We start from the raw sequence: 24,694 nt of genomic DNA, 5'->3' as shown, positions 1-24,694 counted from the left end.
ACGCGCACGGCCCAGGACGAATGGGAAATGCAAAGGGGGCAAGCCCCCTTGCGTCTGGAACCTGTCGAACGCTTGCGTTCGGCCCCTCAGCGCGTCGGGTAGTTCGGCGCTTCGCGGGTGATCACCACGTCGTGCACATGGCTTTCGCGCAAGCCGGCGTTGGTGATGCGCACGAAGCGGGCGCGCTTCTGGAACTCCTCGATGGTGGCGGCGCCGGTGTAGCCCATGGCCGCCTTCAGGCCGCCGACCATCTGGTGGATGATTTCGCGCGCCGAGCCCTTGTAGGGCACCTGGCCCTCGATGCCTTCCGGCACCAGCTTGAGGCTGTCCTTGATGTCCTGCTGGAAGTAGCGGTCGGCCGAGCCGCGCGCCATGGCGCCCACCGAGCCCATGCCGCGATAGGCCTTGTAGGAGCGGCCCTGGTAGAGGAACACCTCGCCCGGCGACTCATCGGTACCGGCGAGCAGCGAGCCCACCATCACCGCGCTGGCGCCCGCCGCAATGGCCTTGGCGATGTCGCCCGAGGTGCGGATGCCGCCGTCGGCGATCACCGGAATGCCCGCCTTGGAGCAGACTTCCACCGCATCCATGATGGCGGTCAGCTGGGGCACGCCCACGCCCGCGACGATGCGGGTGGTGCAGATGGAGCCCGGGCCGATGCCCACCTTGATGGCGTCCGCGCCCGCGTCGATCAGCGCCTTGGCGGCTTCGGCGGTGGCGACGTTGCCCGCCACCACCTGCACGTGGTTCCAGCGGGACTTCACCCGGCGCACCGCCTCGGAGACCTTCACCGAGTGGCCGTGGGCGGTGTCGAGCACGATCAGGTCGCACTCGGCGTCCACCAGCGCCTCGGTGCGCTCGAAGCCCAGGTCGCCCACCGTCGAGGCGGCGGCGACGCGCAGGCGGCCGGAGGCGTCCTTGGTGGCGCTCGGGTAGCTCACCGACTTTTCCATGTCCTTGACGGTGATGAGGCCGATGCAGCGATACTCGTCGTCCACCACGATCAGCTTCTCGATCCGGCGCTGGTGCAGCAGGCGGCGCGCCTCATCCTGCGACACGCCCGCCCGGACGGTTGCCAGATTGTCCCGGGTCATCAGCTCGGCAACCGGCTGGTCCGGGTTCTCGGCGAAGCGCACGTCGCGGTTGGTGAGGATGCCGATCAGCTTGCCCGGCTGGCCGCGCGGCGACGGCTCCACCACCGGAATACCGGAGATGTTGTGACGCTTCATCAGGTCCAGCGCTTCCCGCAGCGTCTGGTTGGCGAGCATCGTCACCGGGTTCACCACCATGCCCGCCTCGAACCGCTTCACCTGCCGCACGGCTTGCGCCTGCTCCTCGATGGTCAGGTTCCGGTGCAGCACGCCGATACCGCCCGCCTGCGCCATGGTGATGGCCATCTGGGCTTCGGTCACCGTATCCATGGCGGAGGACAGCAGCGGAATGTTGAGAGAGATCTCGCGAGTCAGGCGCGTCGAGGTGTTGGTCTGGCTCGGCATCACGTCCGATTCGGCCGGGATGAGCAAAACGTCGTCGAAAGTAAGGCCTAAACGCATTTCCATGAGACTCTCTCGTTGGTTCGGGGCGGGGAAAGTGGCGCTATATGCCATCTCCGTTTGAAAAATGCTATGGGCAGTCCGCCGTTTCGGGCCGAAAGTCCTGCGCAATGACGTACCATTCGGACGAATCCTTGCGGCTGGCCGGCGGCTTGGCGTGCTTGACCGAGCGGAAGCGCTGTTTCAGCCGGGCGAGCAGCTGGGAATCGGCCCCGCCCGCCAGCACCTTGGCGACGAAACTGCCGCCCGGCTCCAGAATCTCCTCCGCCAGCTCCAGCCCGGCCTCGATGAGGCCCATGGTCCGCAGGTGGTCGGTCTGCTTGTGGCCCACGGTGTTGGCCGCCATGTCCGAAATCACCAGATCCGCCTTGCCGTCGAGGCTCGCGCGGATGCGCTCGGCCGTGACGGGATCGCGGATGTCCCCCAGAATCAGCTCGACGCCGGGCAGCGGCTCCACTTCCAGAATGTCGACGCCCACCACCCGCGCCTTGGGGCGGCGCTCCTTGACGATCTGGCACCAGCCGCCCGGGGCGCAGCCCAGATCCACCACCCGCGAGGCGCCCTTGAGCAGGCCGAATCGATCATCCAGCTCCGCCAGCTTGAACGCCGCGCGCGAGCGGTAGCCCGCCGCCTTGGCTGCCTTCACATAGGGGTCGTTGAGCTGGCGCTCCAGCCAGCGCACCGACGAGGTGCTCCGGCCGCGCGCCGTCTTGACCCGGGACTTGCCGCCCTGTGACCGGCCAGTGATTCCGCCTTTGATGCTCATGGCTCGATACTCACAACGCAATTCCGTCCCGCTGCATGAGAACGCGCAGGATTCCTTCCCGAATGCCGCGATCGGCCACCCGCACCTGATCGACCGGCCAGAAGTCGAGGATCGCCTCGATGATGGCGCAGCCCGCCAGCATCAGGTCGGCCCGCTCCGGCCCGATGCACGGCAGTGCGGCCCGCTCCTCGACTGTCAGGCGGGAGAGGTCCTGCGACAGGGTGCGCAGCGACCCGGTGGGCACCCAGCACCCGTCCACCTGCCGGCGGTCGTAGGCGGCAAGGCCCAGATGGAGGCTGGCGAGCGTCGTCACCGTGCCGGAGGTGCCCAGCATGCACAGCCGCCCCTCGCCCAGCCGCGCGCTGACCCGGCCCCGCTCCTCAAAGGCCTGAAGGTGCGGGGCGAGCGTCGCCTTCATCTCCGCATAGCCGGTGGTGGCCGGCCCCGCGTCGCCGAAGGCCTCGGCCAGCGAGACCACGCCCCAGGGGATGCTGGTCCAGGCCAGGATCTCGCCGTTGCCGCGCGGGCGGTTGCGCACCAGAATGAGTTCCGTCGAGCCGCCGCCGATATCGAACACAAGGCCATGGGTGGCGCTGCGCGGCAGCAGCACCTGGCAGCCCAGCATGGCGAGTCGCGCCTCCTCCTGCGGGGAGATCACGTCCAGCGCCAGCCCGGTTTCCGCATAGACCCGGGCGACGAACTCCTGCGTGTTGGTGGCGCTGCGGCAGGCTTCGGTCGCCACATGGCGCATCATGTGGACGTTGCGGCGCTTCACCTTGTCCGCGCAGATCTTGAGGGCGGCGATAGCGCGCCGCTGGGCGGCGTCGGAGAGCTTGCTCGTGGTGGCCAGCCCTTCCCCCAGCCGCACGATGCGGGAGAAGGCATCGATCACCTGGAAACCGCCCCGGACGGGCCGGGCCACCAGGAGTCGGCAGTTGTTGGTTCCAAGGTCGAGCGCCGCGTAGATTCGGCCGCTGCCGTTGGTGCGGACCGGCGTGTTATCCCTGATATGCAGTCCGGCGGGCTCTGCGGTCTCATCGCAGGCTGCAACCGGAGCCGTTGCGCCCAGGGCAGTCGCAACGGCCCGGGCCGCCACGGTCTTTGGCATGATCTTCGCCTTCAAACTTTAGGTACGGGACCGCCTTCCGGCGGTTAACTTGCCCCTAACCTAACAACCGCATCCCGGCCGTACAAGGCATCTGCCTGGCCCCGGACACGGAAAAGAATGAAAAACGGAATGAACCCCGTTGACAGCCCATTTCTCCTGACATATTAGCACGGCCCCGGACACGACGTTGCCCCGTCGTCTAACGGCAAGACAGCGGACTCTGACTCCGTTAATCGAGGTTCGAATCCTTGCGGGGCAACCAACTCTCCCTTCCGGTTTTCTCCTGACAGTCTGGTTTGCGCGGGGAACGGGCACAGGCCGGGGCCGCACGCGCGCACCGCGCAGCGCGCGCCGCTTCCCTCTCCCCTGACGCCCTCTCTCCTGACGCCCTTTCTCCTGACGCCTTTTCGCCGGAAGTTTGCGAACGGGAGGCCTGGTGCGCCGCCTTACCTGGCCGGGCGTTCGCGCACCGGAATCGGCACGCTGCACACGTCGATGGCCCCGGCCGGCACGTGGTAGAAGTCGTCCTGCCGGTTGCGCCGCGATTCGACCAGCGCCGCAAAGGTCGGGGAGTCCGTCCGCAGGACTTCGAGGCTCTGGCGCTCCGCGGCCGGCACGTCCGCCGCCAGCCGCACGGCCCTGAACGGAATCGGCCGGGCTGGCGACTCGTAGAAGCCCATGGCCCCCTTCCCGCGCGGCAGGCTGGAGAGCAGCTCCATCCCCGCGACCACCCGGCCGACGACCGTGATGTTGCGGTCCAGATGGCGCGGCGCATGGCCGATGATGGCGTACAGCTCGGCGCCGGTGCCGCTGTCCGCCGCGTTCTCCCGCCCCACGCCGACCATGCCGTAGCAGTGCACCAGCCAGATGGCGCCCTTGCCGTCCCGGGCGGCGGGCATCCCGCTGGCGAAGCCCGCCTCCGGCGCGTACACGTCCCCGTCCGGCAGCGGGGTGAAGCCGAGCGCCGGATCGTCCGGCCGGGTGAACTCGCCCGCGAGCGTGGGCTGGGGCGTGCTCGTCAGGTTCCACTGGACGACGAAATTGTCCTGCACCCGGTTGATGGCGGCATCGCTCGCCCCGGCCCGGACCATGGACTGGATCGCCTCCACGTGGCGCGGCGCGAAGGCCGGGGCCAGCTCGACGATCACGCGGCCGCCGTCCAGATCGAGATAAAGGGTGCTGGCGGGGTCGAGCGGCCGCCAGTCCGCCGCCGGGGAGGCGTCGAGGATCTCGGCGGTCGTCGGCGTCCGGGCCGGTTCCGCCAGCGCCGCCGCGCCGCCGGAGCCGCCAAGGCCGCCGAGGAGGAGCAGCCCGGCGAGCGTGGCGCGCAGCGCGCCGCCCCTGCTGCCGGTGTTGAGGAGGGTGTGGTTCGTACCTGTCCTTGCCATGTGCCCGCCCCCCATGTCCTTTCTCTTGCCCCCCGCTTGAGGTCGCCCGCCTGGCGAACTATCGCCGCGATCCGTTCCGGGTGTCAAACGCGCCAGGGTCGGAGAAGGCCCGGGCCCGGCCCGCGTGCGCCTTCGCCTCAAAAAAAACGCCGCGGCGGCACGTGCCCCCGCGGCAGAGTGACCGCGCCCCTTGCATGCCGGGCGCGGATCTCGGATCTCAGATGCGGCGCCTGCGGACCATCACCAGCCCGAACAGGCCGAAGCCCACCAGGGCAATCGCCGCCGGTTCGCTCACCGGCACGAGGCCCGTCAGTGTGGCCAGCAGCTCGCGGGCGATGATCTCGTGCAGCGCGGCCGTGGGGTGAGTGGAATCGAAGAAGAAGTAGCCGGTGCAGTCAATGGTGGGCGACGGCGTCTCGCCATCGAGGCACGGCGTTGCCATGTCGATATCGGCGGGCAGCCCCACGCTGGTGGGGTCCATCAGAATACGGGCGAACAGGTCGAAATAGCTGTAGGTCAGCAGCTCGGCCTCCAGCGACAGACCGGCCAGCGCCGCATCCACCAGCATCTGCAACCCGTCGGCGCCGGGGATGTTGGCGTTGGGCACGCCCATCACCAGAATGTGGCGCGCGCCCATGTCGTTGAGGCGCTGGATCTGCCCGGCGAGGGTCAGGGCGACGAGGGCCGAATAGTCGGCCGGGTCCATCCCGTTGATGTTGCCGCCGACGAGGGCAAACATGTCGTTGCCCGTGATGTTGACGATGTAGAGGGCATTCGGGTCGGCCGTGCCGCCCGATTTCGCGGCGTAGCTGTCCACCTGGGCGGCCAGATCCGGGATCGTGTCGCCGCCGATGGCGAAGCCGCTGTTGTCCACCGCCCGCGCGCCGCCGAAGGCGTAGTTGGTGCCGCCCGCCAGCGAGGGCTTCATGTACTGGCCGAAGCGGGCCTGATACAGCAGGTCGGTGAAGACCGGGCCATCGGTGAAGCGGCCCTCGTAATAGCCGGAGCCCGGCGACGGCGTGCCCGGCACGGCGATGCTGATGTTGCCCGCATCCACCAGGCTGTCGCCAAAGACATAGATCTCCGAATAGGGTGCGGCGCCGGCGGAGAAGGCCGGCAGCATCAGGCCAAGCGCCATGGCGCCGGCCCGCAGGAGTGAAAACAGGGTCTTCCTCACATGAGCCTCCCGTCTGAACAATTGCAGCTCAGTGCGCGCCTTCCACGGTCAACACGGCCGGACCGCGCCCGGACCGGAGGAAAGAACGCTACGGGAAACAGAGACAACGGGACGCAAAGACAGTGGCGTCGCTGAACTGCCTGGAACACCGCAGCCCATGCAACTTCCATTCCAATAAATTTGAATAAATACAAGCTACGGTAGGTATTGGGCTTTTGTCATTTCTTGGACCCAACGGCCGCAGCTAATTGTAAGATTTCTCGACACTTTCAGCCCCCCATGCCGCCGTTGGGGCCAAGTAATGGTCCGCCCCCCCCTTGGGCAGGGGACGCGCCTTCCCGGAAACGCGAAAGGGGCAGCCCGGCCGGCCGCCCCTTCCCCCTCTGCCTGTGGCATAGGCCTGTCGCGCGTGTGCGCCGTGTCCCGGCCCTATTCGGCGGCCAGGGTCTGCGCCTGCGCCGACTTGCGCTTGTCGAAGGCTTCCCACACTTCCTTCCAGTTGCCGCGGGTTGCGGCCTTGGAATACTCGGTGGCGCGGGTTTCGAAGAAGTTGGCGTGCTCCACGCCGTTCAGCAGCGGCTGGAGCCAGGGCAGCGGGTGCTCGTCGATCATGTAGATCGGCTTCATGCCCAGCTGCTTCAGACGCCAGTCGGCGATGTAGCGGATGTACTTCTTGATGTCCTTCGGGGTCATGCCCGGCACCGGGCCCATCTCGAAGGCGAGGTCGATGAAGGCGTCCTCCAGCCGCACCACGGTGTGGCAGCAGTCGGCGATATCGTCCTTCACCGCCTGGTTCAGCGCGCCGCTTTCCTGCGCGAAGGCATGGAACAGGCGGACGATGCCGTCGCAGTGCAGGCTCTCGTCGCGCACCGACCAGGAGACGATCTGCCCCATGCCCTTCATCTTGTTGAAGCGCGGGAAGTTCATCAGCATGGCGAAGGAGGCGAACAGCTGGAGGCCTTCGGTGAAGCCGCCGAACATGGCGAGCGTGCGCAGGATGTCCGCGTCGGTCTCCACGCCGAACTGGCCCATGTAGTCGTGCTTGGCCCGCAGCTCCTCATAGTGGAGGAAGGCGGCGTATTCGGTCTCGGGCATGCCGATGGTGTCGAGCAGGTGGCTGTAGGCGGCGATGTGCACCGTCTCCATGTTGGAGAAGGCCGCCAGCATCATCTTCACCTCGGTCGGCTTGAACACCCGGCCGTACTTCTCGTGGTAGCAGTCCTGCACCTCCACGTCCGCCTGGGTGAAGAAGCGGAAGATCTGGGTGAGCAGGTTGCGCTCGTGGTCGGTGAGCTTCTGCGCCCAGTCGCGGCAATCCTCGCCGAGGGGCACCTCCTCCGGCAACCAGTGGAGCTGCTGCTGGCGCTTCCAGAACTCGAACGCCCAGGGGTATTCGAACGGCTTGTAGGTCTTTGAGGCTTGCAGCAACGGCATGACTGGTCTCCTGAGCCTTGGCTCCTCCGGCGGCCCCCGCAGGCTCCCGCCGGATCTGTTCTCTCTTTGTATCACTTCCTTGCCCCGGCGAACAGGGGCGGCGCCGGCCGCCCCTTCCCCCGGGCGCGGATCACGGGCAGGCCTGGCCTACTGGCAGGCGAGGCACTCGTCGTAATCCTTCATCTCCACCTCGATCTGGCGCAGATTGGGCGTGTTGTCCGCCTCGACGCCGCCGGCGAAGGCCGCGCGCTGGATCGACTTGGAGCGGCAGTAGTAGAGGGACTTGATGCCCATTTCCCACGCCCGGTAGTGGAGCATGAGCAGGTCCCACTTCTCGATGTCGGCGGGCAGGAACAGGTTGAGGCTCGCCGCCTGGCAGATGTAGGGCGTGCGGTCCGCCGCCAGTTCCAGCAGCCAGCGCTGGTCGATCTCGAACGCGGTGCGGAAGGTGGCCTTCTCGTCCGGCGTCAGGAAGTCGAGGTGCTGGACCGAGCCGCCGTGCTCCAGGATCGAGTTCCACACGGCTTCCGAGTTCTTGGCCTTCTCGATCAGCAGCTTCTCGAGGTGCGGGTTCTTCACCACGAACGAGCCCGAGAGGGTCTTGTGGGTGTAGATGTTGGCCGGCACCGGCTCGATGCAGGCGCTGGTGCCGCCCGCGATGATGGAGATGGACGCCGTCGGCGCGATCGCCAGCTTGTGGCTGAACCGCTCCATCGCCCCCACTTCCGCCGCGTCCGGGCACGGCCCGCGTTCCATGGCCAGCACCATGGAGGCAGCGTCCACCCGCTCCTTGATATGGCGGAACATCTTGAGGTTCCACGACTTGGCCATGGCGCTCTCGAACGGGATGCCGCGCGCCTGGAAGAAGCTGTGCAGACCCATGACGCCGAGGCCCACCGAGCGCTCGCGCATGGCGGCATACTTGGCCCGCGCCATGGTGTCCGGGGCGCGGTCGATGAAGTCCTGGAGCACGTTGTCGAGGAAGCGCATCACGTCCTCGATGAAGCGCTCGTCCTTCGACCACTGGTCCCAGGTCTCCAGGTTCAGCGACGACAGGCAGCACACGGCCGTGCGCTCGTTGCCCAGGTGGTCGCGGCCCGTCGGCAGGGTGATCTCGGAGCACAGGTTGGAGGTGGAGACCTTCAGGCCCAGCTCCCGCTGGTGCGGGGCAAGCGCCCGGTTCACCGTGTCGATGTAGACGATGTACGGCTCGCCGGTGGCCAGACGCACCTCCACCAGCTTCTGGAACAGGGCGCGGGCGTCCACCTCGCCGCGCTTGGAGCCGTCCTTGGGGCTGACCAGGTCGAAGGTGGTGCCGTCGCGCACCGCTTCCATGAACTTGTCGGTGATCAGCACGCCGTGGTGCAGGTTCAGCGCCTTGCGGTTGAAGTCGCCCGAGGCCTTGCGGATCTCGAGGAACTCCTCGATCTCCGGGTGGGAGATGTCGAGGTAGACCGCCGCCGAGCCGCGCCGCAGCGAGCCCTGCGAGATCGCCAGCGTCAGGCTGTCCATCACGCGGATGAACGGAATGATGCCGGAGGTCTTGCCGTTGAGGCCCACCGGCTCGCCGATTCCGCGCACATTGCCCCAGTAGGTGCCGATGCCGCCGCCGCGCGAGGCCAGCCACACGTTCTCGTTCCAGGTGGCGACGATGCCGTCCAGGCTGTCATCCACCGAGTTCAGGTAGCAGGAGATGGGCAGTCCCCGGCCCGTGCCGCCGTTGGACAGCACCGGCGTTGCCGGCATGAACCACAGCCGCGAGATGTAGTCATAGAGGCGCTGGGCATGGTCCGCGTTGTCCGCATAGGCCGCCGCCACGCGGGCGAACAGGTCCTGGAAGCTCTCGCCCGGCAGCAGATAGCGGTCCTTCAGCGTCTCCTTGCCGAAGTCGGTCAGCAGGGCGTCGCGGCTGTGGTCCACCTGCACCGAGAACCGCCATGGAATGATCGCGGTGCTGGAGATCGCCTGAGTGTCCTGCGTGCCGGCCTGCCCGCCATCGCTGTTTGCAAAATCCATTTGCCCCTTCTCCTGACGTTCAACGCGCAGCCCCTTGAGACCGCCTGAACTGACCGCATGAACGGATGGGCTGACATCTTCTGCACACGCGCTCGATTGCGCAGAAATCCGCAGATTACGCCACCCTGAAACCTTCGGTCGGTTTTGATTAAACACCCCATAACTGGGGCGTGTTCCAAGAATGAACCCCAAGATCTGGGAAAGGCAAGAGGGTTTAGACGAGCCGCGAAACAAATTTGGGCTTGACCATGGAATTCTGCGGCCTTGCGGGGAGGCCCCGCCATCGGGGTGCCGGAGGGCCGGCGGCGGGGGTGCCCGGCACGGCCCCCGGCCGCCCGGCGCACCCGGGGTGCAACGACCGGCCTGCAACCGGCAGGATCAAAGCCTAAGCATCATAACTCAGTATGAAATCCCGGCCGGGGACCCCCGCCCCGGCCCGGGACACGATGCGAGAGAATCAATGCGCCGCCAGTGCGCCGCCAATCCGCCGGTGCTTCAGCGCGTCCGGCTGCCCGGTGCGCCGAGGGAGTCTGCCGGGCACACGTCCGCCACCCACCGGGCCGCGTTGTTGTAGGTGAAGGCCATGGCCTGGCCGCCCGCGCCGGTGGACATCTCGCCGCTCTGTTCCATGGTGGTGTACTTGATCGTGCCCTTCATGGTGCCGGCCATGCCCGACTTGCACTTCGTCCTGAACGAATAGGTGCCGCCCGATTCCTGGAGGTCGGAGACGGTGCACTCGTCCTTCATGGCGTTCAGGTGCTTGACCATGTCCTCCCAGCTCGCCTTGGCGTCGTCGGGCGTGATGCAGACCTTGAAGTTCATGGTGTTGGCGCCGAGTCCGGCCGGGAGCCCTGCCCCCGCCATCTTCGACGTGACCCGCATCTCCCACAGCCCCGGCTTCACCGTAAAGGCCGGCGCGGCCGCCTTGCTGCCAATGGCCACGACAGCCAGACCCGCCGCGATCGCGGCTACACCCCACCTCGACATGCTCGAAACTCCTTCTGAGAACCTGACACCAGGGATTGAAACGTAAGGGTTTGAAGACGGCTCATGCCGCATCGGCAGCGGAGAGAACGCGCAAGGCCTCGTAGGGCTCGCCCGGGTCCAGATCGAATCTCTGCCGCAGCATCTCCATGTAGGCGGGGCCTGGCTCGATCACCTGGGTCCGGGTCTCGCCGTCCTCCACCTCCATCAGGTCATGATCCACCAGCACGCGCCAGCCGCCGGGCGTCTGGAGGGAGCAGACCACGCGGCTGGTGAAGGGAGACTGGGGCGCATGGGCCATGTAGAAGCTTCCCATCTCGAAGTCCGCCGGCCAGCACAGCTCCAGATCGAAGCTGTAGAGCTTCTCCCACGGCCCCTGCCCGATCGAGCGCTCCAGCATGAAGCCGAACACCGCGTCGCGGCTGAGGCGGTAGTCCCGCCCCGGCTGGCGGCTGATGAACCCCGCCTCCATCGGCATGGGCAGCAGGGCCCCGGCGGTGCCGAAGCCCACGTCCGCCAGCCACGGGCGGCCGTTCAGGGTGACCAGCAGCAGCTGGTGGGTCTTCTCCCGCGGCTCGGTCACGCCGCCGAACCACACCCGCGCCAGCAGCGGCCGCACCTCGAAGCCGAGCGCGGCCAGCGCCGCCCCGAACAGGGCGTTCTGCTCGAAGCAATAGCCGCCGCGCCGCCGGGTCACCAGCTTGGCGAAGACATCCTCCGGATGCAGGGACACACCCCGGCCGAGGAGGATATCGAGATTCTCGAAGGCAATGGCGCAGCCATGGGCGGCATGCAGCTCGGCCAGTCCGGCTTCGCTGCATGCCACCGTGTGGGTGAGGCCAATGCGGTTCAGATAGGCGTCCAGCCTGTCTCCGGTTGCGAACATGGGATCCTTTCCTGTCACGTGTCGGGTTCCATGCCACGCAACCAGACTGCCGGCGCGCCACCGCAACCCGCTGTCCCGCAGGCCACAGGAGACGGGCCCGGCGTCACCCGCTTACGACTTGCCGAGCAACGCCAGAGCGGCCGCCGTCGTTGCCTCGACGCCCGCCTTGACGGCCGGCTCGGGCGTGATCTTGAACAGCGGCGAGTGGTGAGCCGGAACCGGCGGGCCGCCCGCCTCCGCCGCGTCCAGCACGTCCTGCGGGGTGCCGCCCACCGCGAAGTAGACGCCCGCCACCTTCGGGTCGCGCTGGCTGTAGTAGGCGAAGTCCTCCGCGCCCATGCCGGTGCGCGGCCGGGTGGTCAGGTTCTCCGCGCCCAGCTGGTCGAGGATGGCGGCGCGCACCAGCGCCGTCGCCTCGGGGTCGTTGACGGTCGGCGGGGTGGACTGGGTGCTGTAGCGCACCTCCGGCAGCTTGTCCTCGGGCAGACCCGCCATGCGGCCCACGTTCTCGGCGATGCGCTTGATGCCCGCCAGCAGCTGCTCGCGCACCTCCTGGTCGTCGGAGCGCACGGTCAGCTGAAGCTCGGCCCGGTCGGAGATGATGTTGTGCTTGAGGCCGGAGTGGAACGCGCCCACCGTCACCACGCCCGGTTGCAGCGGAGAGATCTCCCGGCTGACGAGGGTTTGCAGCGCCAGCACGATCTGGGAGCCGATGACGATCGGGTCCTTGCCCCGGTGCGGCGAGGCGCCATGCGCGCCAACGCCGTGGACGATGATGTCCACGCTGTCGGAAGACGAATAGGTCAGGCCCGGCTCCACCATCACCTTGCCGGCGGGCAGGTCGGAGGAGACGTGGAAACCGATGGCGTAGTTCGGGCGCGGGAAGCGGGTGTAGAGGCCATCCTCCAGCATCTCCCGCGCGCCCGAGATCACCTCCTCGGCGGGCTGGGCGACAAACACCACCGTGCCCTTCCACTGGTTCTTGCGCGCCACCAGCTGCTTGGCCGTGCCCAGCAGCGCCGTGATGTGCACGTCATGGCCGCAGGCGTGCATCACCGGCATTTCCTTGCCGTTCATGTCCACCTGCCGCACGGTCGAGGCATAGGGCAGGCCCGACTTCTCCTCCACCGGCAGGCCGTCCATGTCGGCGCGAATCAGGACGGTCGGCCCCTCCCCGTTGCGCAGCACGCCGACGACGCCGGTGCGGCCCACCCCTTCGGTCACCTGGATGCCCAGCGCCTTCAGCTCCTTGGCGATGCGGGCGGCGGTGCGGGTCTCGCGGAACGAAAGCTCCGGGTTCTTGTGGAAGTCGATGAACAGGTCCTTGAGGCGCTGGTCGTAGTCCCTGGCGATGTCGGCGCGCAGCTGGGTGTCTGCCGCCACGGCGACCGGCGCCGCCCCCATCAACGCCACGACCGCCGCGGCACAGGCCAGAAATGATTTCATGACTGCTGGTCCCCCTTCTTTCGCGAGACGCCCCGGCAGACCGGGGCGCGTCACCAAATTAAATCACCGTTACTAAAGCGTGTCCGTGCGGGAAGGAAAAGCGGTTTAACGCGCCCGCGTGCGGATATATGACCCCCGGCGGCGTCCGGGCACCCGTTGACCGGCCGGAGGCGTTACGAACAAAATAGGAACTTGGCGCGGGCAGCCGCGCGGGGCATAGTGCAGCCATGAGCAGTCTTGTCATCCGCAGAACCCTTGAGGACATCGACACCAGCGGCACCTTCGTGCCGCACAAGGCGCAGCGCCCGCCCAAGGCGGAGGGCGGCCGCCGCTTCAAGCTGGCCTCGGAGTTCCAGCCCGCCGGCGACCAGCCGCAGGCCATTGCCGAACTGGTGGCGAACCTGCGGGCGGGGGAGCAGAATCAGGTGCTGCTGGGCGTCACCGGCTCGGGCAAGACCTTCACCATGGCCAAGGTGATCGAGGAGTTGCAGCGCCCGGCCCTCATCATGGCGCACAACAAGACCCTGGCGGCCCAGCTCTACGGGGAGTTCAAGTCCTTCTTCCCCGAGAACGCGGTGGAGTACTTCGTCTCCTACTACGACTACTACCAGCCGGAGGCCTACGTCCCGCGGACGGACCTGTACATCGAGAAGGAATCGTCCATCAACGAGCAGATCGACCGGATGCGCCACGCGGCGACCCGCGCGCTCCTCGAGCGGGACGACGTGATCATCGTGGCGTCCGTGTCGTGCATCTACGGCATCGGCTCGGTCGAGACCTACTCGGCCATGATCGTCACGGTATCGAAGGGCGAGACCATCGACCAGCGCGAGCTGATCCGCAAGCTGGTCGCCCTGCAATACAAGCGCAACCACCAGGCCTTCCAGCGCGGCACCTTCCGCGTGCGCGGCGACACGCTGGAGCTGTTCCCGGCCCACTACGAGGACGCGGCCTGGCGCATCCAGTTCTTCGGCGACGAGGTGGAGGAGATCGTCGAGTTCGACCCGCTCACCGGCAAGAAGGTCGCCTCGATGGACCACATCCGCATCTATGCGAACAGCCACTATGTCACGCCCGGGCCGACGATGAAGCAGGCGGTGGAGGCCATCAAGCACGAGCTGGCCGAGCGGCTGAAGGAGCTGCACGCCGAGGGCCGCCTTCTCGAGGCGCAGCGGCTGGAGCAGCGCACCACCTTCGATCTGGAGATGATCGCGGCCACCGGCTCCTGCTCGGGCATCGAGAACTACTCCCGGTTCCTGACCGGCCGCCTGCCGGGCGAGCCGCCGCCCACCCTGTTCGAATACCTGCCGGACAACGCACTGCTGTTTGTTGACGAAAGCCACGTGACGGTCGGCCAGATCGGGGCGATGGAGCGGGGCGACCGCCGCCGCAAGGTGACGCTGGCCGAATACGGCTTCCGCCTGCCTTCGTGCATCGACAACCGGCCGCTCAAGTTCTCCGAGTGGAACGCCATGCGGCCGCAGACCATCTTCGTCTCCGCCACCCCCGGCGCGTGGGAGCTGGAGCAGACCGGCGGCGTCTTCGTCGAGCAGGTGATCCGCCCGACCGGCCTTGTCGACCCCGCCTACGAGATCCGCCCGGTCGAGCATCAGGTGGACGACGTGATCGCCGAGGCCAAGGCGACCGCCGCCAAGGGCTACCGCACGCTCGTCACCACCCTCACCAAGCGCATGGCCGAGGACCTGACCGAATACCTGCACGAGGCCGGGCTCAAGGTGCGCTACATGCACTCGGACGTGGAGACGCTGGAGCGCATCGAGATCATCCGCGACCTGCGCCTCGGCGTGTTCGACGTGCTGGTGGGCATCAACCTGCTGCGCGAGGGCCTCGACATCCCCGAGTGCGGCCTTGTGGCGATTCTCGATGCGGACAAGGAAGGCTTCCTCCGCTCCGAGACCTCGCTGGTCCAGACCATCGGCCGCGCGGCCCGCAACGCCGAGGGCCGCGTGATTCTCTACGCCGACCGCATCACCGGCTCGATGGAGCGGGCGCTGGCCGAGACCGACCGCCGCCGCGCCAAGCAGATCGCCTACAACGAGGCGCACGGCATCACGCCCCAGACCATCAAGCGCCAGATCGCCGACCTGCTGGAGGACGTGTCCCAGCACGACTATGTGACCGTGGACACCGGCGACGCGGAGACCACCCACCTGGTTGGCCACAACCTCAAGGCCTATATCGCCGATCTGGAAAACCGCATGAAGGAGGCCGCCGCCAACCTCGAGTTCGAGGAAGCCGCCCGTCTGCGCGACGAGATCAAGCGGCTGGAGGCGAGCGAGCTGGGCATTCCGGTGGAGGTGAAGGCCCTCTCCCCGCAGGGCCGGGCCACCGGCGGCCGCCCCGGCACCCGCACCACGAAGCACAGCAAGCAGCAGAAATACGGCAAGCGGTCCCGGACGCGGGCACCCTCCTGAGACGGGGCTTGACGGCATCGGCCGCGTAACGTTCCTTGCGGCGCAGTGCATGGTTTCCGTGTGCACGTGCAACGCGTACCGCAGAGGACCTTACGATGATCGGTTATGTCACCCTCGGCACCAACGATCTGGAGCGTACCGCCCCCTTCTATGATGCTGTCCTTGCCGAATTCGGCGCCACGCGGGCGATGCAGCTGGACCGCGGCATCCTGTGGAGCAATGGCAGCGGCCCGGCCATCATCGTCACCCGCCCGTTCGACGGCAACCCGGCGACGGTGGGCAACGGCACCATGGTGGCGCTGGAGGCCGCCTCGCAGGAGCAGGTGAACAAGGTGCACGCCACGGCGCTGGCCAACGGCGCGCAGGACGAAGGCGCCCCCGGCAACCGGGGCGGCACCTTCTACGGCGCCTACTTCCGCGATCTGGACGGAAACAAGCTCTGCGTCTTCCACTGGCCGCGCTGAGCAGGCCGGTCTGATCCGGACATTCTGATCAGCTTAACCTGATCCGGGGCCGGGCCGCGCGCCCGGCCCCGATCCCCGGCCTCAATCCCCGGCCTCAATCGTCCGTGCAGCCGGGCAACCGGTAGCTGGCGAGGAAGGCCCGCACCTCGTCCGGCACCGGCACCGGCTTGCGGCTCTCCTTGTCGATGACCACCACCACCCCTTCGGCGGTGGCGACGCACGTATCCCCCACGAACAGCCCCTGCCCCAGGGTGTAGGAAGTGCGGCCCACCCGGAGCACGCCCGTGCCGACCTCCACCGTTCCCGGAAAGAAGGTCTCCGCCAGCATGTTGATGGCGATTCGGGCCATCACGATGCCGCGCCCCTTTAGCCGGTCCCCGAGGCCGCTGGCGAAGTCCACCCGGCCGGACTCGCAGTAGACCGCATAGGCGGTGTTGTTGACGTGCCCCACCATGTCCGTGTCCGAGAAACGGACCCGCTCCTGTGTGAAATGCCGGAAACTGGCCTTGTCCCGCAGCAGCGCCTCCACCTGGGCGAACCGGTCCTGCCCCATAAGCGTCCGTCCTCCACATTGCGTCCTGCAAACGGTCTAGCCGCCCGCGTCCGCAACGTCGACCCGTCCGGCAGGGAGCTATGACAAATGTCAATGTGAGACAGGAAGGGCTGCCGCGAGGCGGGCGGCGGGGTTGCGTGGCGGGGTTGCGTGGCGGGCTTGCGTGGGGGCCGGGGCTCTGTCACCTCTGTTCCCCGCGCGCAAGGAGACCGACCCCATGACCAGCCTCTATGTGGATGCAGACGCCTGCCCGGTGAAGGCGGAGGCCATTCGCGTCGCCGAACGCCACGGGCTGGAGGTGTTTCTCGTCTCCAACGGCGGGCTCCGGCCCACCGGCCACCCGCTGGTGCGGGAGGTCACCGTGCCCGGCGCGTTCGATGCGGCGGACGACTGGATCGTCGAGCGGATCGGCCCCGGCGATATTGCCATCACCGCCGACATTCCCCTCGCCTCCCGCTGTCTCGACAAGGGCGCGGCCGTGCTGGGGCCCACCGGCAAGCCGTTCAGCCGGCAGAACATCGGCATGGCGCTCGCCATGCGCGACGTGATGGCGGACTTGCGCGCCATGGGCACGGTCAGCGGCTACAACCGGAGCTTCACCCCGGCCGACCGCTCCCGCTTCCTCAACGAGCTGGAGCGCCTGATTCGGCAGGCGCAGCGCGGCGCGCCCGCCTGAGCGCCTAACCGCCGAGAATCGTGCAGGCCAGCAGCGCGCGGGAGGCCGCCGAGGCGATCTCCGGCTCCGCCACCCCGAACACCAGATCGACCGCCCGCCGCAGGTTGCGCTCGTTCGCCTCCACCTGATCGGCGCGGCTGGCCCCGCCCACCAGTTTGGCGACCCGGCGCATCTGCGCGTCGCTCAGCCGGTCATCGAGAGACTCGGCCATGCACGCGGCCTGGCGCGCGCCCAGCCCCAGGGACTGAAGGCCGCTCGCCACCTGCTGTCTTGGCGTCGCGCAGCCGCCCAGGCCCAGCCCGAGCACCAGAACCAGACCCGCAAGACCTCTCACCGTGCCCGGATGCCTCATCACACGCCGCTCCCGTCTCAAACTGCCGTTACCGGCGCTCGTCTGCTCCCAGAAGGGACATGCCGGCCAGGCTCACCAGCCCGACGACGATGGCCCCGAACAGGGCAGAGAAGAAGCCGCTGACGGTCATGCCGTCCAGCAGCGCCGCCACCAGCCCGAACATGGCGGCATTGATGACAAAGATGAACAGCCCCAGGGTGAGCAGGGTCAGCGGCAGGGTGAGCAGAATGGCCACCGGCCGGATCAGCGCATTGACGACGATGAGCAGCACCGCGGCCAGAATGAAGGTCGAGGTGCCCTCGATATGAATTCCCGGGATCAGGTGGGTTGCCACCCAAAGCCCTGCGATCACGCAGAGCACCCGGATGAGAAATTCTCGCATGGCTGTCTCCTTCTTGCCGCACTTGCCCCCCCGCAGGCCCCGCCCGGCAGGGGCGGAAGACGGGGATCCCCGCCGCCTATTCTGGCGGATTTCTCCGCGTTTTCAGGCTGGTGCGCCCTGCGGTGGCCCACCGGTCTGCCCCGAGCGTAGCGAACGGAGCCAGCCTCCACCATAAAAAACAGCCCTCCGTCCGGCCGCCATGTAACTCCATGGCCTATGGTGCGTTTCATGAAAGTCTGCTAAATGAGTCGCCGGATCTAGGGCTTTCTTTCATTCGGAAATACTGCCCGAAAGATCGGGCACTACCAAATGAAGGAAAGACAGATGCCTACGGGAACCGTTAAGTGGTTCAATGTTGAAAAGGGTTACGGCTTCATTCAGCCGGATGATGGCGGCGCAGACGCCTTTGTGCATATTTCCGCGGTTGAGCGTTCCGGTATGCGCGTCCTCGTCGAGGGCCAGCAGGTGGAATACGAACTCGGCATGTCCCGTCAGGGCAAGCCGGCCGCGCAGGACCTGAAGGTCATCGGCGGCCCGTCGCCGGAAGAAGCAGAAGCCATGGCGCCGCGTCCGCGCCGTGATTTCGGTGATCGTCCGGGCGGCGGCTTCCGCAGCGGTCCGCGTTCGGGCGGCGGCTTCGGCGAGCGCTCCGGCGGTTTCGGTGGCGGCTTCGGTGAGCGCTCCGGCGGCGGCTTCCGCAATGGTGGCGGCTTCGGCGGCGAGCGCGAAGGTGGCTTCGGCGACCGTCCCCGCGGTCCGCGTGGTCCGCGCCGCTTCAGCTAAGCTTCGATCCAGCTTAACTGGAAACACAGACACGGCCGCCCCTTCGGGCGGCCGTGTTCGTTTCGGGGCCAGCGTTCTGGGGCCCGCGTTCGGGACCTGGCCCTGGCACTGCGGTCAGGATCAATGGCGTTTTCGGGGAGGGAGCAGCATCGCGCTTGTCACGGGAAGCCTTCCCGGTTCAACTAATCCCTGCACCCACAAACATCACTGCGGGCAAGGGGAATGCCATGACCGGACCGACCATTGCACAATCCCTCAAGGCAAAGCTGCGGCTGCCCATCATCGGCTCGCCGATGTTCATCATCTCCAACCCCAAGCTGGTGATCGCCCAGTGCAAGGCAGGCATCATCGGCTCCTTCCCCGCGCTCAACGCCCGCCCCAAGGAACTGCTCGACGACTGGCTCAGCGAGATCAAGGAAACCCTGGCGGAGCACACCGCCCGCCACCCCGAGCGGCCGGCCGCACCGTTCGCCGTCAACCAGATCGTCCACCGCTCCAACGACCGGCTGGAACACGACCTCGCCCTATGCGTGAAACACAAGGTGCCCATCGTCATCACCTCGCTCGGGGCGCGCCCGGAGGTGAACGAGGCCATCCACAGCTACGGCGGCATCGTCTTCCATGACGTGATCAACATCCAGCACGCCCGCAAGGCCATCGAAAAGGGCGCGGACGGCCTCATCGCCGTGTGCGCGGGCGCGGGCGGCCACGCCGGCACCCTCTCCCCCTTCGCCCTGGTGCAGGAAATCCGCCAGTTCTTCGATGGGCCCCTGCTCCTCTCCGGCAGCATCGCCACCGGCCGCGCCGTGCTCGCCGCCGAGGCCATGGGCGCGGATTTCGCCTACGCCGGCTCCGTCTTCATCGCCACCGAAGAGGCCAACGCCTCCGAAGGCTACAAACGGTGCATCACCGAGGCCCGCGCCGAGGACATCATCTACACCAACCTCTTCACCGGCATCCACGGCAACTACCTGCGCCAGTCGATCGAGGCCGCGGGCCTCGACCCCGCCAACCTGCCCCAGTCCGACCCCAGCAAGATGAACTTCGGCTCGGGCGGCAATCAGGACGCCAAGGCCTGGCGCGACATCTGGGGCTGCGGCCAGGGCATCGGCGTCGTCGACAAGGTCGAACCCGTCGCCGCCGTCATCGACCGCATGGAACGGGAATACAACGCCGCCAGGGCCGCCCTGCTCGGAACACGCGACGCTTTGGCGGCGGAGTAAGGTCAGGTTTGGATTTTCCTGCAGGAGGGGCCCCGTGCGCGGAGGCGCACATACGATCAAAGTCCCTCCTGCACCTCCCTTTCGTTTGACGGGACGTGCGAACGGACAGATTCGTGCGTGCTGGAGGGTTTGAGTGGGCCGTGTTTCCGTGCCGCCTCTCGAGGGTCGCACCTGAAACGCGGCCCGATGACTATCCCCCTCTCCGGCTGGCCTCTGGAAACGCGGCCCGAAAAACGAATGGGGGATCCAAAGGGGGTCCGAGACCCCCTTTGACAAGACATCCCCGAACAAAAAAAGCCGCCCCGGACGGGACGGCTTTTTTGTTTTGTTTCAACCCCTTGCAGGGAAGACCTGAAGTCGGGTCTCAGCGGAAGTTGTCCGCGTAGGCCTGGATTTTCAGGTTGCGCGGCTGTTCCGGCATGACGACGTAATCGATGCCGTAGCGCTTGGCATAGGCGATGGCGGCTTCCTGCGTCTGGAAGCGCAGGCGCACCTGGCTTTGGGTGTCGTGCGATCCAGCCCAGCCCATGAGTGCATCGGGACGCTTCTTGTCCGAGGGCTCGAACTCCAGCACCCAATGCTGGTACTTGGCCTGGCCCGATTGCATGGCATGCTTGCTTGGCTTGTAGATACGCGCCGTCATTTTCTCACAACCCTCCCATACGGGGATCTTTTCGGGGCCGTCCTGCCGCGTGGCGCGCGTCAGGTCAAGCCCCTCCCGTCAACGCTCAGACTTCGGCCGGGGCCTCGCCCGTTCCGGCATCGGCTTCGGCGGCCATATCGCCGTCCGCCTCGTCCCCGTCGGTGCCGTTTTCGTCGCGCACCTTGGCGACCGAGACCACCTTCTCCCCGTTGGAGACGCGGAACAGGGTGACGCCCTGCGTCGCGCGGCCGGCGATGCGCACATCGGCGACGCCGATGCGGATCATCTGGGCCTGGTCGGTGACCAGCAGCACCTGGTCATCCGGGTCCACCGGGAAGCTGGCGACCACGGGGCCGTTGCGCTCCGAGGTTTCGATGGCGGTCACGCCCTGGTTGCCGCGGCCCATGGTGCGATACTCGTAGGAGCTGGTCCGCTTGCCGTAGCCGTTGCTGGTCACGGTCAGGATGAACTGCTCCCGCGCCGCCAGTTCGGCCATGCGCTCGGGCGACAGGGTGGTCTCGCCGGGTTCGGCCTTCCACGGCGCGGCGCGCAGGTACTGCTCGCGCTCTTCCTGCGACACGTCGCGGCCGCCGTTGAGGATGGTGAGCGAGATCACCTCGTCGCCGTCCGCCAGGGTCATGCCGCGCACGCCGGTGGAGGTGCGGCTCTGGAACACGCGCACCGCGTCCACCGGGAAGCGGATGGACTTGCCGCCGCGCGTGGCCAGCAGCACGTCGTCGTCCTCGTTGCAGAGGGCAACGCCGATGAGCCGGTCGTCCGCCGTTTCATCCTCGAAGCGCATGGCGAACTTGCCGTTGGTCGGGATGTTGGTGAACGCGTCCATGCTGTTGCGGCGCACGTCGCCCTTGGCGGTGGCGAACATGACGTGCAGGTTCGCCCACTCGTTCTCGTCCTCCGGCAGCGGCAGGATGGTGGAGATGGTCTCGCCTTCCGAGAGCGGCAGCAGGTTGACCAGCGCCTTGCCGCGCGACTGCGGCGTGCCTTCGGGCAGCTTCCACACCTTGAGGCGGTAGACCAGCCCCTTGGTGGAGAAGAACAGCACCGGCGTGTGGGTGGAGGCCACGAACACCTGGGTCAGCACGTCCTCGTCCTTGGTGGACATGGCCGAGCGGCCCCGGCCGCCGCGCCGCTGCGCCCGGTAGGTGGAGAGCGGCACGCGCTTGATGTAGCCGGACAGGGTGACGGTCACCACCATGTCCTCGCGCTTGATGAGGTCCTCGTCGTCGATGTCCTCGATCGCGCCTTCCAGGATCTCGGTGCGGCGCGGGGTGGAGAACTCGGCGGCGATGGCGTCGAACTCCTCGCGCATCACCTCGTAGAGGCGGTTGCGGTCGCGCAGGATGTGGAGGAACTCCTCGATCTTGACCGCCAGCTGCCGCAGCTCCTCGCCGATCTCGTCCCGGCCGAGCGCGGTCAGGCGGTGCAGGCGCAGGTCGAGGATGGCCTTCACCTGGTCTTCCGAGAGGTGGTAGGTGGTGCCGTGGCTCTCCGGCGTCACCGCCTCGATCAGCTCGAGGTAGGGCATGATCTCGCCCACCGGCCAGGCGCGGGCCAGCAGCGCCTCGCGCGCTTCCGCGGGCGAGGCCGAGGCGCGGATGATCCGCACCACCTCGTCGAGGTTGGTCACGGCGATCACGAGGCCCAGCAAGATGTGGGCCCGGTCCCGCGCCTTCTTCAGCTCGAACTTGGTGCGGCGGGTGATGACCTCTTCGCGGAACTGGACGAAGGCCGAGATGATGTCCTTCAGACCCATCTGCTGCGGGCGGCCGCTGTTCAGCGCCAGCATGTTGATGGCGAAGGTGGCCTGCGCCGGGGTGTAGCGGAAGATCTGGTTCAGCACCACGTCGGCGGTGGCGTCGCGCTTCAGCTCGATGACGATGCGCACGCCCTCGCGGTTGGATTCGTCGCGGATCTCCGAGACGCCCTCGATCCGCTTGTCCTTCACCGCCTCCGCGATCCGCTCCACCAGGGTGGACTTGTTCACCTGGTAGGGAATCTCGGTGATGATGATGGCCTCGCGGTCCTTGCCCCACTGCTCGATGTGGGTGCGCGAGCGCATCAGGATGGAGCCGCGCCCGGTCCGGTAGGCCTGGAGGATGCCGCCCCGGCCCATGACGATGCCGCCGGTCGGGAAGTCCGGCCCCGGCACGATCTCCATCAGCTGTTCGGCGGTGATCTCCGGGTTGTCGATGTAGGCGCGGCAGGCCTCGATCACTTCGCCCAGGTTGTGCGGCGGCACGTTGGTCGCCATGCCGACGGCAATGCCGCCCGCGCCGTTCACCAGCAGATTCGGGAACCGCGCCGGCAGAACCACCGGCTCCTTCTCCTGCCCGTCGTAGTTGGGCTGGAAGTCGACCGTGTCCTTTTCCAAGTCGCTCAGCAGGTTGTGCGTCACCTTGGCGAGGCGGGCCTCGGTGTAACGCATGGCCGCCGCCGGGTCGCCGTCCATCGAGCCGAAGTTGCCCTGGCCGTCGATCAGCGGCACGCGCATGGAGAAGTCCTGCGCCATGCGCACGAGGGCTTCGTAGATCGGGGAGTCGCCGTGCGGGTGATACTTACCGATCACGTCACCGACGATACGGGCCGATTTGCGGTAGGGCTTGGTGTGGTCGTAGCTGTTCTCGTGGCACGAGAACAGGATGCGGCGATGCACCGGCTTCAGGCCGTCGCGCACATCGGGCAGCGCACGCGACACGATCACGCTCATGGCGTAATCGAGGTACGATGTCCGCATCTCATCGACGATGGAGATTGGGCGGATATCGGACGGGTCCGAGGAATTCGGTTCAGTCAAATCCAACGCTCAAATCCTGGAATATAGAGCCATAAGAGGTGTGGTCCACCTTGTAGACAAGTGCGCGCCAGATTGCCAGTTTTTAGCACAGGACGCCTGTCGCAGGTCGTCGCGCGGGCCCGTCTCGCCGCAGGGACTGGACCCGCCCTCGCCGCCAGCGCATATAGGCGGCCATGACCAAGAGCTACGAACCCATTCATGTCATCGGCGGCGGCCTGGCCGGCTCCGAGGCCGCATGGCAGATCGCCCGGGCGGGCGTGCCCGTCATCCTCCACGAGATGCGCCCCGTCCGCATGACCGATGCGCACCAGACCGAAGGCTTTGCCGAGCTGGTCTGCTCCAACTCGTTCCGCTCGGACGACGCCGCCGCCAACGCGGTCGGCCTCCTCCACGAGGAGATGCGCCGCGCCGACTCGCTCATCCTGAAGGCGGGCGACGCCGCCCGGGTGCCGGCGGGCAGCGCGCTGGCCGTGGACCGCGAGGCCTTCTCGCGCCAGGTCACCGAGACGCTGGCGAACCACCCGCTCATCGAGATTCGCCGCGAGGAAGTGGCGGGCCTGCCCCCGGCCGACTGGTCGAGCGTGGTCATCGCCACCGGCCCCCTCACCTCCGCCGCGCTGGCCGAGGCCATCAAGGGCCTCACCGGGGAGGACGAGCTGGCCTTCTTCGATGCCATCGCCCCCATCGTCTACAAGGACAGCATCAACTTCGACATCGCCTGGTTCCAGAGCCGCTACGACAAGGCCTCCGGCCCCGGCAGCGAGGGCAAGGACTACATCAACTGCCCGCTGGACAAGGACCAGTACTACGCCTTTGTCGATGCCCTGCTGGCGGGAGAGAAAACCAGCTTCAAGGAGTGGGAGGCCAACACCCCCTACTTCGAGGGCTGCATGCCCATCGAGGTCATGGCCGAACGCGGCCGCGACACCCTCGCCTTCGGCCCGATGAAGCCGGTCGGCCTCGTTGACCCGCGCACCGGCAAGCGGCCCTATGCCGTGGTCCAGCTCCGGCAGGACAATGCGCTGGGCACGCTCTACAACATGGTCGGCTTTCAGACCAAACTGAAGCACGGCGAGCAAACCCGCATCTTCCGCACCATCCCCGGGCTGGAGAACGCCCAGTTCGCCCGCCTCGGCGGCCTCCACCGCAACACCTTCATCAAGTCGCCCAAGGTGCTGGACGGCATCCTGCGCCTCAAGGCCGACCCGCGCCTGCGCTTCGCCGGACAGGTGACCGGCGTCGAGGGCTACGTGGAAAGCGCCGCCATCGGCCTCCTCGCCGGCCGCTTCGCCGCCGCCGAACGCAAGGGCGAACCCGTCGTGCCGCCGCCCACCACCACCGCCTTCGGCGCCCTCCTCGCCCACATCACCGGCGGAGCCGACGCCGAAAGCTTCCAGCCCATGAACGTCAACTTCGGCCTGTTCCCGCCGCTGGAAGGCAAGGTCCGCAAGAACGAACGCAAGGCCCAGCTCTCCGCCCGCGCCCTCAGGGACGTGGACGCCTGGCTCGGCCGCACCCCGCCCGAAACGAAGGCTGCCGAGTAAGGGCGGGTTTTCGGGTGTTTGTTTACGCAGGAGGGGCTTGCCCCTCCTGCACCTCCCATTCGTTTT

At 67.3% G+C, this 24,694-nt stretch carries 21 protein-coding genes and 1 tRNA gene; 7 read left to right on the top strand and 15 right to left on the bottom strand.

The genetic code is table 11. The features are described from left to right. Positions 1 to 86 precede the first annotated feature (86 nt). The 3 genes from guaB to ACSJJU_RS08160 all read right to left on the bottom strand — a co-directional run bounded on the left by guaB (position 87) and on the right by ACSJJU_RS08160 (position 3,427). Positions 87 to 1,559, bottom strand: coding sequence for an IMP dehydrogenase (gene guaB / locus ACSJJU_RS08170; protein WP_435914855.1), 1,473 nt, complete (start codon positions 1,557 to 1,559; stop codon positions 87 to 89). 64 nt (positions 1,560 to 1,623) lie between these two features. Then, on the bottom strand, positions 1,624 to 2,319 hold the full coding sequence (locus ACSJJU_RS08165; protein WP_435914854.1) for an RlmE family RNA methyltransferase: 696 nt from the start codon (positions 2,317 to 2,319) through the stop codon (positions 1,624 to 1,626). Positions 2,320 to 2,329: 10 nt separating this feature from the next. After that, positions 2,330 to 3,427: a Ppx/GppA phosphatase family protein gene (locus ACSJJU_RS08160; protein WP_435914853.1), complete on the bottom strand. Its 1,098-nt coding sequence runs from the start codon at positions 3,425 to 3,427 to the stop codon at positions 2,330 to 2,332. Positions 3,428 to 3,615: 188 nt separating this feature from the next. Between ACSJJU_RS08160 and ACSJJU_RS08155 the strand changes: the two genes are divergently transcribed. Next, positions 3,616 to 3,689, top strand: a tRNA-Gln gene (locus tag ACSJJU_RS08155). A gap of 184 nt (positions 3,690 to 3,873) precedes the next feature. Here the strand turns inward: ACSJJU_RS08155 and ACSJJU_RS08150 are convergent. From ACSJJU_RS08150 to ACSJJU_RS08120, 7 genes are all read right to left on the bottom strand, one after another. Then, positions 3,874 to 4,815 carry a peptidylprolyl isomerase gene (locus tag ACSJJU_RS08150; protein WP_435914852.1) on the bottom strand — a complete coding sequence of 314 codons (942 nt, stop codon included), beginning with the start codon at positions 4,813 to 4,815 and terminating at the stop codon, positions 3,874 to 3,876. A 217-nt stretch (positions 4,816 to 5,032) separates the two neighbouring features. After that, positions 5,033 to 5,992, bottom strand: a complete 960-nt coding sequence (locus ACSJJU_RS08145) for an SGNH/GDSL hydrolase family protein (RefSeq protein ID WP_435914851.1) — start codon at positions 5,990 to 5,992, stop codon at positions 5,033 to 5,035. A 429-nt stretch (positions 5,993 to 6,421) separates the two neighbouring features. Continuing rightward, complete coding sequence (locus ACSJJU_RS08140; RefSeq protein WP_435914850.1) at positions 6,422 to 7,426, bottom strand: ribonucleotide-diphosphate reductase subunit beta; 1,005 nt, start codon at positions 7,424 to 7,426, stop codon at positions 6,422 to 6,424. 147 nt (positions 7,427 to 7,573) lie between these two features. Further along, the gene (locus ACSJJU_RS08135; protein ID WP_435914849.1) at positions 7,574 to 9,442 is read right to left on the bottom strand and encodes a ribonucleoside-diphosphate reductase subunit alpha; all 1,869 of its coding nucleotides are present in this window, start codon (positions 9,440 to 9,442) and stop codon (positions 7,574 to 7,576) included. A gap of 495 nt (positions 9,443 to 9,937) precedes the next feature. After that, entirely contained in the window at positions 9,938 to 10,429 is a 492-nt protein-coding gene (locus tag ACSJJU_RS08130) for a DUF3617 domain-containing protein (RefSeq protein WP_435914848.1), read from the bottom strand. A gap of 61 nt (positions 10,430 to 10,490) precedes the next feature. Then, complete coding sequence (locus tag ACSJJU_RS08125; RefSeq protein ID WP_435914847.1) at positions 10,491 to 11,312, bottom strand: arylamine N-acetyltransferase family protein; 822 nt, start codon at positions 11,310 to 11,312, stop codon at positions 10,491 to 10,493. A gap of 111 nt (positions 11,313 to 11,423) precedes the next feature. Then, positions 11,424 to 12,758, bottom strand: a complete 1,335-nt coding sequence (locus ACSJJU_RS08120; protein WP_435914846.1) for an amidohydrolase — start codon at positions 12,756 to 12,758, stop codon at positions 11,424 to 11,426. Between the two features lie 227 nt (positions 12,759 to 12,985). Between ACSJJU_RS08120 and uvrB the strand changes: the two genes are divergently transcribed. Together uvrB and ACSJJU_RS08110 are read left to right on the top strand one after the other, a co-directional pair. Further along, on the top strand, positions 12,986 to 15,193 hold the full coding sequence (uvrB, locus tag ACSJJU_RS08115) for an excinuclease ABC subunit UvrB (protein WP_435914844.1): 2,208 nt from the start codon (positions 12,986 to 12,988) through the stop codon (positions 15,191 to 15,193). A gap of 95 nt (positions 15,194 to 15,288) precedes the next feature. Further along, complete coding sequence (locus ACSJJU_RS08110) at positions 15,289 to 15,657, top strand: VOC family protein (protein WP_435914843.1); 369 nt, start codon at positions 15,289 to 15,291, stop codon at positions 15,655 to 15,657. 94 nt (positions 15,658 to 15,751) lie between these two features. On the opposite strand, the gene ACSJJU_RS08105 is transcribed toward ACSJJU_RS08110, so the two are convergent. Continuing rightward, complete coding sequence (locus tag ACSJJU_RS08105) at positions 15,752 to 16,210, bottom strand: acyl-CoA thioesterase (RefSeq protein WP_435914842.1); 459 nt, start codon at positions 16,208 to 16,210, stop codon at positions 15,752 to 15,754. A gap of 217 nt (positions 16,211 to 16,427) precedes the next feature. On the opposite strand from ACSJJU_RS08105, the gene ACSJJU_RS08100 reads away from it, so the two are divergent. After that, positions 16,428 to 16,886, top strand: a complete 459-nt coding sequence (locus tag ACSJJU_RS08100; protein ID WP_435914841.1) for a YaiI/YqxD family protein — start codon at positions 16,428 to 16,430, stop codon at positions 16,884 to 16,886. Positions 16,887 to 16,890: 4 nt separating this feature from the next. On the opposite strand, the gene ACSJJU_RS08095 is transcribed toward ACSJJU_RS08100, so the two are convergent. Both ACSJJU_RS08095 and ACSJJU_RS08090 read right to left on the bottom strand, forming a co-directional pair. Further along, positions 16,891 to 17,241: a hypothetical protein gene (locus ACSJJU_RS08095; protein WP_435914840.1), complete on the bottom strand. Its 351-nt coding sequence runs from the start codon at positions 17,239 to 17,241 to the stop codon at positions 16,891 to 16,893. A gap of 25 nt (positions 17,242 to 17,266) precedes the next feature. Next, complete coding sequence (locus ACSJJU_RS08090; protein ID WP_435914839.1) at positions 17,267 to 17,620, bottom strand: phage holin family protein; 354 nt, start codon at positions 17,618 to 17,620, stop codon at positions 17,267 to 17,269. Between the two features lie 324 nt (positions 17,621 to 17,944). On the opposite strand from ACSJJU_RS08090, the gene ACSJJU_RS08085 reads away from it, so the two are divergent. Beyond that, complete coding sequence (locus tag ACSJJU_RS08085; protein WP_435914838.1) at positions 17,945 to 18,403, top strand: cold-shock protein; 459 nt, start codon at positions 17,945 to 17,947, stop codon at positions 18,401 to 18,403. A gap of 227 nt (positions 18,404 to 18,630) precedes the next feature. Further along, a complete protein-coding gene (locus ACSJJU_RS08080) occupies positions 18,631 to 19,626 on the top strand; it encodes an NAD(P)H-dependent flavin oxidoreductase (protein WP_435914836.1) in 996 nt (331 codons plus the stop codon). A 364-nt stretch (positions 19,627 to 19,990) separates the two neighbouring features. Here the strand turns inward: ACSJJU_RS08080 and ACSJJU_RS08075 are convergent, their stop codons facing one another. Beyond that, entirely contained in the window at positions 19,991 to 20,269 is a 279-nt protein-coding gene (locus ACSJJU_RS08075; protein ID WP_435914834.1) for an ETC complex I subunit, read from the bottom strand. Positions 20,270 to 20,354: 85 nt separating this feature from the next. Continuing rightward, positions 20,355 to 23,024 carry a DNA gyrase subunit A gene (gene gyrA / locus ACSJJU_RS08070; RefSeq protein WP_435915079.1) on the bottom strand — a complete coding sequence of 890 codons (2,670 nt, stop codon included), beginning with the start codon at positions 23,022 to 23,024 and terminating at the stop codon, positions 20,355 to 20,357. A gap of 233 nt (positions 23,025 to 23,257) precedes the next feature. Here gyrA and trmFO point away from each other — a divergent pair, with 233 nt between their 5' ends. Further along, positions 23,258 to 24,628: a methylenetetrahydrofolate--tRNA-(uracil(54)-C(5))-methyltransferase (FADH(2)-oxidizing) TrmFO gene (gene trmFO / locus ACSJJU_RS08065; protein ID WP_435914833.1), complete on the top strand. Its 1,371-nt coding sequence runs from the start codon at positions 23,258 to 23,260 to the stop codon at positions 24,626 to 24,628. Positions 24,629 to 24,694: the final 66 nt, after the last annotated feature.

This window comes from Pedomonas sp. V897, from assembly GCF_051304405.1.
Lineage (GTDB): Bacteria > Pseudomonadota > Alphaproteobacteria > Sphingomonadales > Sphingomonadaceae > Pedomonas.
The sequence above is the reverse complement of the archived record's forward strand: the minus strand, read 5'-3'. Positions and strand labels throughout refer to the sequence as shown.